The 9515-nt window shown below is 44.0% G+C and carries 10 protein-coding genes; all 10 read left to right on the top strand.

Going from position 1 to position 9515, the window contains the following annotated elements:
* Positions 1-311: 311 nt before the first annotated feature.
* The 10 genes from rpmH (at position 312) to mnmG (ending at position 9511) form a co-directional block, all read left to right on the top strand.
* Positions 312-446 (top strand): 50S ribosomal protein L34, encoded by a 135-nt coding sequence (gene rpmH, locus AABA75_RS21390; RefSeq protein ID WP_014290886.1) that lies wholly within the window; start codon positions 312-314, stop codon positions 444-446.
* Positions 447-499: 53 nt separating this feature from the next.
* The gene (gene rnpA, locus AABA75_RS21385) at positions 500-826 is read left to right on the top strand and encodes a ribonuclease P protein component (RefSeq protein WP_425325592.1); all 327 of its coding nucleotides are present in this window, start codon (positions 500-502) and stop codon (positions 824-826) included.
* Positions 790-1038 carry a membrane protein insertion efficiency factor YidD gene (gene yidD / locus AABA75_RS21380; RefSeq protein WP_338294769.1) on the top strand — a complete coding sequence of 83 codons (249 nt, stop codon included), beginning with the start codon at positions 790-792 and terminating at the stop codon, positions 1036-1038. The genes rnpA and yidD overlap by 37 nt, the downstream gene beginning before the upstream one ends.
* Positions 1039-1045: 7 nt before the next feature.
* Positions 1046-2689, top strand: a complete 1644-nt coding sequence (gene yidC / locus AABA75_RS21375) for a membrane protein insertase YidC (protein ID WP_338294768.1) — start codon at positions 1046-1048, stop codon at positions 2687-2689.
* 66 nt (positions 2690-2755) lie between these two features.
* Positions 2756-3238 carry a YajQ family cyclic di-GMP-binding protein gene (locus AABA75_RS21370; protein ID WP_338294767.1) on the top strand — a complete coding sequence of 161 codons (483 nt, stop codon included), beginning with the start codon at positions 2756-2758 and terminating at the stop codon, positions 3236-3238.
* 11 nt (positions 3239-3249) lie between these two features.
* A complete protein-coding gene (mnmE, locus tag AABA75_RS21365) occupies positions 3250-4617 on the top strand; it encodes a tRNA uridine-5-carboxymethylaminomethyl(34) synthesis GTPase MnmE (RefSeq protein ID WP_338294766.1) in 1368 nt (455 codons plus the stop codon).
* A complete protein-coding gene (mioC, locus tag AABA75_RS21360; RefSeq protein ID WP_338294765.1) occupies positions 4617-5069 on the top strand; it encodes an FMN-binding protein MioC in 453 nt (150 codons plus the stop codon). Before mnmE ends, mioC begins: the two co-directional genes overlap by 1 nt.
* The gene (locus AABA75_RS21355; protein WP_338294764.1) at positions 5056-5691 is read left to right on the top strand and encodes a DnaT-like ssDNA-binding domain-containing protein; all 636 of its coding nucleotides are present in this window, start codon (positions 5056-5058) and stop codon (positions 5689-5691) included. The genes mioC and AABA75_RS21355 overlap by 14 nt, the downstream gene beginning before the upstream one ends.
* Positions 5678-6496: an ATP-binding protein gene (locus AABA75_RS21350; RefSeq protein WP_338294763.1), complete on the top strand. Its 819-nt coding sequence runs from the start codon at positions 5678-5680 to the stop codon at positions 6494-6496. Before AABA75_RS21355 ends, AABA75_RS21350 begins: the two co-directional genes overlap by 14 nt.
* 1119 nt (positions 6497-7615) lie before the next feature.
* Positions 7616-9511 (top strand): tRNA uridine-5-carboxymethylaminomethyl(34) synthesis enzyme MnmG, encoded by a 1896-nt coding sequence (gene mnmG, locus AABA75_RS21345; RefSeq protein WP_338294762.1) that lies wholly within the window; start codon positions 7616-7618, stop codon positions 9509-9511.
* Positions 9512-9515 lie beyond the last annotated feature (4 nt).

Raw genomic sequence — 9515 nt, 5'->3', positions numbered from 1 at the left:
CGCTTATACGTTCACAGCACCATGTATTATAAGCAATTTTAGCTATTTTAAGGCCTTTAAACAGAGCTAAAACAGGCAGGTTTTCGGCCTTATTGCCCTTTCAAAAACGTAACACTAACAACCATCTGTGGATAAACTGTGCATATACTTTGGTTTATTTATCCTTTATTTGGATACCGTATTAAATAAGTGGGTTGTTTTTTGATCTTATTGCTATTTAATGTTGACGCACACAAGGAAACTCTTTAGAATTGCGCGTCCTTAAATCAGGGGTAACCCCCTTAAACTAACCAACTGCGGCAGATATTAAGATGAAAAGAACTTTTCAACCCAGCAATCTGAAGCGTAAGCGCAGTCATGGATTCCGTGCACGTATGGCTACTAAAAATGGACGTAAAGTTCTTGCCGCACGTCGCGCTAAAGGCCGTGCCCGCTTATCAGCTTAAGTGTTTGATATGATCTCAAAGTGAGTTCTCAGGAATTTTCCAAAGAGTTTAGGTTGTTAAAACCAGCTCACTTTGAGCATGTCTTCTCAGACGCTACCCCAGCAGTATCCCCACAAGTTACAGCTCTCGCTCGAATAAACAATCTGAATAATCCTCGCCTCGGCATCACTGTACCTAAAAAAAGGGTAAAGAAAGCTGTAGGTCGAAATCGCATTAAGCGAATTATCCGGGAAAGTTTCAGACAACAACAACACCGGCTACCAAACATTGATATTGTTATCATTGCGAAAACCGGTATTGCTGATTTGAACAACCAAGAACTCAATCTGTTATTGGAAAAGCTATGGAAAAAATTGATAAAGCGCTGCGCCGCGGATTGATTTTTTTGGTAAAGCTTTACCAACGTTTCATTTCACCTCTGCTCGGTGGAAATTGTCGCTTTCATCCTACGTGTTCTCAGTATAGCATTATGGCTATCGAACATTTCGGAGTCGTTAAAGGACTCTGGCTAACAATTCGTAGAATTATCCGGTGTCACCCATTGAATCCCGGTGGATACGACCCCATTCCGCAGAAAACAAAAAAGAACTGACATTATTATGGAATCGCAACGTAGCTTTCTCGTTATCGGACTCGCTTTGGTAACGTTTTTATTATGGAACCAATGGCAAATTGACTATGGTCCAAAACCTGTTGAGACAAAAGTCACACCAGAAATACAAGAATCTGTACCCACTGCTAGTTCAGGTACTGCAGCGATGGATGTACCGGAAGGCCAGCAGATGGTACCTGGCATCACCAACGCTTCAAGTCAAAAGTTGATCAGCGTCACAACAAGCACTCACGAACTGTTGATTGATACAAAAGGTGGTGATGTTGTATCGGCAAAATTACTTAAGTTTCCGCTGGAAATAGACAAACCCGACCCCATTCAGATCCTGAACCCTGACAGCGACCTGTTGTATGTGGCACAAAGTGGATTAGTTGGTAGCCATGGACCTGATTCCAATCCTGATGGCCGCCCGGTATACAGCAGCACGACAGATTCTTTCGAAATGACAGGCGATACCTTGGTAGTTCCCCTGACTTTTGTTTCAGCTGAGGGGATTACCTATCAGAAAATATTCACCTTTACCCGAGATAGCCATGCAATTGATGTTAAGTTTGAAGTAATTAACAGTACTGACGACACCATCAGCTTTCAACAATATGCTCAGCTTAAACAAGTAACCGGCCGACAAGGTGGCAGCATGTTCATGCCAACCTATCGCGGCGCAGCTTACTCCACCTCTGAAGAGCGCTACAAAAAATACGATTTTTCCGATATCGCCGACGAGAATTTGAAAGAGACGACTCAGGGCGGTTGGGTTGCAATGTTGGAACACTATTTCGTGTCTTCATGGGTACCGCCACAAGAACAAAATACTAATCTGTATTCCAGAACCGTTAATCAAAACCAAGCCGTTATTGGCTACACTGGTTCACCAGTCACTGTGGCAGCAGGTGATAAAACCACGGTGAATAGTACCTTGTACATTGGTCCGAAAGATCAAGATACACTGGCAGCGCTTGCGCGTGGTCTCGATCTGACAGTTGACTACGGTTTTTTGTGGTGGTTGGCACAACCCCTTTTTAGTTTGTTGAGCTTTATTCAAGGCATCGTTATTAACTGGGGTGCGGCCATTATCATCATCACGATTATAGTGAAAGGTTTAATGTACCCGCTCACTAAAGCGCAATACGAATCCATGGCTAAAATGCGCGCTTTAGCCCCGAAAATCCAGGCTCTGAAAGATCGCTACGGTGACGACCGTCAGAAAATGTCGCAAGGCATGATGGAATTGTACAAAAAGGAAAAAACCAACCCTATGGGTGGTTGCTTCCCACTACTGTTACAAATGCCAATCTTCCTGGCACTTTATTGGGTACTGTTAGAGTCGGTTGAATTGCGTCACGCTGACTTTATCTTCTGGATAGAAGACTTATCGGTAATGGATCCATACTTTGTGTTACCGGTATTAACGGGTGCCAGTATGTATCTTCTGCAAAAGCTGAACCCGGTGACGGTAACCGACCCGATGCAGCAGAAAATCATGCAATGGATGCCAGTTGCCATGAGTGTCTTCTTCTTGTGGTTCCCGGCCGGATTGGTACTTTATTGGTTGATCAGTAACGTCATTACGTTAGTCCAGGCTAAATTAATTTATGCCTCAATGGAAAAGAAAGGCATAAAAGTTAACTAATTTTTAAGGCCCTGTTTAATCAGGGCCTTGTGCTTAACGGCACCGAAAATATCAGGAGTATTCAACATGCCCTCATTTGACGTAGTATCTGAAATCGAATTGTCAGAATTGCAAAATGCTGTAGATAACGCCAATAGAGAGATTTCTACCCGTTTTGACTTCAGAGGTGTAGAAGCCACATTTAGCAGAAATGAAAACATCGTCAGCATGAGCGCCGAAGGCGATTTTCAGTTACAACAAATGCAAAGTATTCTGCGCGACAAATGTGTTAAGCGAAATATCGACACTCGCTCGTTAGATCTCAAAGACGTTAATAAAACCGGAAAAACCTGTAAACAGGACATAGAGTTTAAACAAGGTATTGATAAAGAAACCGCGAAGAAGCTGGTTAAGCTCATCAAAGATTCCAAAATCAAAGTACAAACTGCTATCCAGGGTGAAGAGCTGAGAGTTACCGGCAAAAAGCGAGACGACTTGCAACAAGCCATTGCACTGATCAAAGGTGCAGAATTAGAGCAAGCGTTTCAGTATAAAAACTTCAGAGATTAAGATTACACCTCATGTTGGCCAGTGACCAGGATACCATAGTTGCCCAAGCGACAGCGCCCGGCAAAGGCGGTGTAGGCATTATTCGCGTATCGGGAAAACTGGCCGAGACAGTAGCGCAACACTTATTGGGTAAAGTACCAGCTGTGAGAGCAGCTGAATACTTGCCCTTTTATAATCTCAATAAGCAAATTCTCGACCAGGGTATCGCTCTCTATTTCAAAGCCCCCCACTCTTTTACCGGTGAAGATGTTCTGGAATTACAAGGACATGGTGGCCAGGTATTGCTTTCGATGTTGATGGACGAAATCGTCAAAATTGACGGAGTGCGCTTTGCTAACCCGGGAGAATTCAGTCAACGGGCTTTTCTAAACGACAAGCTTGACCTTACTCAAGCTGAAGCTATCGCTGATATCATTGATGCGTCTTCCTCTCAGGCAGTTGAAAGTGCCATGCGCTCATTGCAAGGTGAGTTTTCCAGACATATCCATGAGCTGGTAGAACAAGTTATTCATCTGCGCATGTACGTTGAAGCCGCCATTGACTTTCCAGAAGAAGAAATCGATTTTCTTGCTGATGCCACGGTGATAAACGGTGTTGATGCTCTTAAAAGCAAAATGCAAAGTACCCTGGCACAAGCCAAACAAGGCAGTATTTTGCGAGACGGCATGAAGGTAGTTATTGCCGGTCGACCCAATGCGGGTAAATCCAGTCTCTTAAATCAGCTTGCCGGTAAAGAATCCGCGATAGTAACGGATATCGCGGGCACCACTCGCGACGTATTAAAAGAGCATATCCACATTGATGGCATGCCACTACACATAATCGATACCGCCGGCTTACGGGAAAGTCCTGACAAGGTAGAACAGATCGGGATTGAGCGTGCCTGGCAGGAAATCAATCAGGCGGATCGCATCCTGCTGCTTGTGGATAGTACTGAATCTGACGCCACAGACCCCGCCACTTTATGGCCAGAATTTCACGCTCAATTACCCGAACAAAACAAGATCACCATAGTGCGCAATAAAGCCGATCTCAGTGGCGAAGCCACAGAGCTGAGAGCCGATCCAGATCCGATTATCTCCCTTTCTGCCAACACGGGAGATGGTGTTGAATTATTAAAACAACACCTTAAAGAGTGCATGGGATTTCAGCAAACCACAGAAGGTCAATTCAGCGCCCGTGCCCGACATGTCAAGGCACTGCAGTCGGCACAACAACACATTGATAATGGTTACGAACAACTCACTGAATTCAGAGCCGGCGAACTGCTGGCTGAAGAGTTGCGTATTGCACAACAGTTTTTGAACGAAATAACCGGCGAATTCAGCTCTGATGATCTGCTGGGCCGGATTTTTTCCTCTTTTTGCATAGGTAAATAATGGCCGATCAGATAGAGATTATTACTGGCTCCATGTTAGGTGCCACTGAATATGTTGCTGAGCAAGTTCAAACAGAATTGCATCAAGCAGGGTTTAACGCTGAAGTGCATTTTCAACCTGATATTACTCAGATAAGGCAATCAGGTATCTGGGTATTATGCAGCTCTACCCATGGCGCGGGCGATTTGCCGGATAACATTCAAGCTTTTGCTAACGCCCTGCCCGACTCAGATTTAAGCCAGATCCAATTCATCGTTATTGCTTTGGGTGATTCCAGCTATGATACTTTTTGTCAGGCAGGAAAAACCCTTTATGAACTCATGTGCAAGTCAGGAGCAAAACCCTTATCTGAACTATTTTGCATTGATGTGTTACAGCACCCAATGCCTGAGGAAGTTGCAGGCGAGTGGTTAGCAAATCAATTAGCAGGTGGATTGTTTGAATCAAACTGAGCTGCAATCCCTGGCAAAACCACTGCACAACAACTCCAGAGTGTTATACCTGCTGTACTTTCGCCCTGCGGCCAATCCACAGACAGGAAATTGTCCACCTCTCAACTACAAGGCCATTCAAGAGTTGCTCAATAGCGGCGGCGCTAATATAACCTTGGGTAGAGAGATCAACGAGTTCATATTGGAACTGATTGCCGAAGAATTGTTAGAACCCTTAACCACAATCAATGACAGTGATTCCCTTTCGGGTGTGCAGTTCCGGCTGCCACAAATGCTGCAAGTACAAAACCCGGCGTTGTCGCAACGCAAAAGAATAAACAAAGACTGGCGTCCCAACGACAAAACTTTCGAAGAAATAGCACAACTGGTTGGCGTGATACAAAAAGACTATTCTGATACCGAGCTAGGCGAGTTTATTGCCTATTGGCTAGGCCGTCCTGAACAGACTTTTTCAGAGTGGCAATGGACACAAAAATTTGTGCTCCATATTCGCAAATCCCGACAAATAAAAGGCTATAATCCAGATTCCATCATTGGTTACCAGCAGGTAGAAAAACAACCTGAAGTGGTGATTGACGAAAATACCAAGAAACTCATAGACAGATACCATGGAAAATCTTAACGACAAACTCAGAAAATTTTCAGAGACCTTGGGCAAAAAATTGGATTCTGGTCCGGCAATGGATTATCAGTCTTTGCGCAAAGTTTATGAGTTACAAGCAAATCAAGATATACAGTTGGCTCAACAAAAAGCCAGAGTGGATCGCGTCGCGACACTGCAAGGTAAATCCGACCTCAACCCAAAGTGGCGTTTTGAAAACCTGGAACTGGATAGTCCAGACGTAGTAGAAGCTGTCAGCATCGCAAAAAGTTTTATTGCCGCCCACCAAGACAGTAGTTGGCGTGAAAGTGGCTCTCACCTGATGTTGTTTTACGGTGACTACGGTCGCGGTAAATCCCATATTGCCGGAGCTATTGCGCATGAGCTTATCAACGAGCATGAAATTACCGTGCTCTATCGACAGCTCTCCAGTTTATTGGAATTGCGTACCTTTTCCTGGGATTACAAAGCGCAAGATAACGTCGGCGAAAAGTTCCGCGAAATAAACAAAGATCTGATTGAAGTTGACTTGCTCATCCTGGATGAGGTTTGTGTCAATGAAACGCAACTCAATAAAAATTCACAAAGCTGGCTGGGCAACCTGTTAAGACAGCGTCTGGCCAACAAAAAGAATTGTATACTCATCACTAATCACGGTTTACCACAACTACAAAACGCACTTGGCCAGTACTGCTTTGAATCCATCAAGGAATACGATACCTACAAGGTGAAGTTCAGTGGCCCCAGTCGACGTGATAGCCTCTCAGATGAATACAGTGGCTATAGCGATACCAACACCGGTTATCGACCTAATCAGGTGAAATAAACCCATCTCTGCTATCCACAGCCTCGATTTAACCTATGTAGGTCTTGCTTGAGCGCCATGGATGGTGTGAATGTCGATACGGCAGGAGCATTAATCGGCGAGCACCATGGATGGTGTGTATGTCTTTTTTGCAGGGAGCAAAAAAAGACGATCTGGACAGCGGTAAATGCTGAATTTGCTCGGGCAAAAATCGACCGTGCAGAAAACAGTACTGGCTAAAGCAATATTTACGAAACTGTCCGCCTGGCCGTTTAAAAGCTCCCGGCACAAATGGCATTCACTGCATCCCTGCAGCTCAAAGCGGACCTAAAACGAGCCCACAATATCGATTTGTACAACATACATGTTGCCCATTTTCCTGTGCTCCTGGCCCTTTCAGCTTTCCTGACGTATAAATAAAGTATAGAAAAACTTCCAACTACACTCATCAGGACTACTAAGTTGCTATCAATACAAACCTATTTCACTTATTTTTGACGATAACTACATCCATCATATTCAAAACTATCGGGCTTAAAAATCACTTTTCCACTTTCTAATCCCTGTTAACAACTCTCTTTTTGTCTTACCGTTTTTATTTTTTACTAGTAAACGTCTAAATATCACACTGTATTTGTATAACTAACAGTCACTAAAATGGCATAACTAATTATTTTGCAACTATCTTGGATTTATTGATCAAAAGTTATGCACATCCGAGAAAACCCGAAAAACGGCACAGATCACAATTTACCCACAGCTAGATCGTACTTTGATCACACCTGTGAATAAAATAAGGAATAAGCCGTGAGATCATGGTCAGAAGATCCTTGAATAACTTTTCAGCAAAAATCCATCTGTGGATAACGTGGCAAGTTATCACCGAGTTTACGGTGAGAAATACAGTATTAAATGACAACTTATTAAGTACGTAAGCAATTGATAAATATAATTAAAATAAGGTTTTCCACAGAAAAACGCCTGCTTAATAATAAAAATAATAAAAGATCTATACAGATCTTTATTTTTTATAACTTTGCGGCATTTCCATTAAAATCCCATATTGTCTAAAATATAAACAGTTTACAAAACCTTATTTGTGTATAGAATAAGCGCCCCATTTTTTAACAGAGGCTATTGATGGTTTACACACAACAATATGATGTTATCGTCGTCGGTGGTGGACACGCTGGAACCGAGGCTGCTTTAGCAGCAGCGCGTATCGGTGTACGCACGCTTCTGTTAACACAAAATATGGAAACGCTAGGACAAATGTCCTGTAATCCTGCAATTGGTGGGATTGGAAAAGGTCATCTTGTTAAAGAAATTGATGCATTAGGTGGAGAAATGGCCGTTGCCATTGATCACGCTGGTATCCAATTTCGAACATTAAATGCCAGCAAAGGCCCTGCTGTCAGGGCTACACGTGCTCAGGCAGATCGGGCGTTATACCGAACCCATATTCGTCAAAAGCTGGAAAACCAGGAAAACCTCACCATTTTTCAGCAATCCTGTGACGATTTTATTATTGAAAATGACAGGATCGTGGGCGTTGTTACCCAAATGGGTGTAAAATTCATGGCCAAAACAGTGGTATTAACCGCTGGTACTTTCCTTGGTGGGGTAATACACATTGGTCTTGAAAATCATCAAGGTGGTCGAGCTGGTGATGCACCATCAAATGCCCTGGCTAAACGATTACGTGCTTTGCCATTTCGCGTAGACCGATTAAAAACCGGTACCCCTGCCCGCTTAGACGCCAGAACCTTAGATTATTCGGTGATGCAAGAGCAGCCAGGTGATACGCCTTTGCCGGTGTTTTCTTATCTTGGCAATCGCGCACAGCATCCGCGACAAATCTCTTGCTATATCACCCATACCAACAGTAAAACCCACGATATTATCCGTAGTGGACTGGATCGATCGCCCATGTATACCGGGGTTATCGAAGGTATTGGACCGCGCTACTGTCCGTCTATCGAAGACAAAATCATGCGATTTGCTGACAAAGATACCCATCAGATTTTCGTGGAGCCAGAAGGTTTAAATTCCATCGAAGTCTATCCCAATGGGATTTCTACCAGTCTGCCATTTGATGTGCAGATGGAGCTTATTCACTCTATTCGCGGTTTTGAAAATGCTCATATCATTCGTCCGGGCTATGCCATTGAATATGATTTCTTTGACCCACGGGATTTAAAACAATCTCTGGAAACCAAATACATTCAGGGGCTATTTTTCGCAGGTCAAATCAACGGTACCACGGGGTATGAAGAAGCCGGCGCGCAAGGGTTAATGGCGGGAGCCAATGCTGCTTTGCAATCGTTGGGCAAAGAGCCATTAATCCTGGGCCGTGAGCAAGCCTACCTCGGGGTATTGATTGACGATTTGGCCACACTTGGTACCAAAGAGCCCTACCGCATGTTTACCAGTCGCGCTGAATATCGTTTGTTATTGCGTGAAGATAACGCCGATATCCGCTTAACAGAATTGGGGTACAAGGTCGGTTTGGTGGATGAGCATCGCTGGCAGGCATTTAATGCCAAACAGGAAGCGGTTGAGCAGGAAAAACAGCGTCTGCGCGCTAACTGGGTACACCCTAATCATCCGGTTGTACCGGAATTGAACAAAATTCTGAAAAATCCGGTGACACGTGAGCACTCTCTGGAAGAACTAATTCGTCGTCCGGAAATGACCTACGCGACCTTGATGTCGCTGCCAGAATTGGACTCGGGATTGCAACAGCAAAACGAACAAGCCGCTGAGCAGGTGGAAATTCAGATCAAATACGCCGGCTATATTGCCAGACAGCTTGATGAGATAGAGCGCACTAAACGCAACGAAAACACCCAGATCCCTGCAGATATGGATTTTTCATTGATTTCAGGTTTATCCAACGAAGTGGTAGCCAAGTTAAGCGATGCAAGGCCAGAAACAATTGGTAAGGCGTCTCGAATTTCCGGTATCACGCCGGCAGCGATTTCGCTATTATTGGTTTATCTGAAAAAACACGGTTTATTGCGTAAATCAGCCTGATGAA

This window comes from Planctobacterium marinum (assembly GCF_036322805.1).
In the GTDB taxonomy this organism is placed as follows: domain Bacteria; phylum Pseudomonadota; class Gammaproteobacteria; order Enterobacterales; family Alteromonadaceae; genus Planctobacterium; species Planctobacterium marinum_A.
The sequence above is the reverse complement of the archived record's forward strand: the minus strand, read 5'-3'. Positions and strand labels throughout refer to the sequence as shown.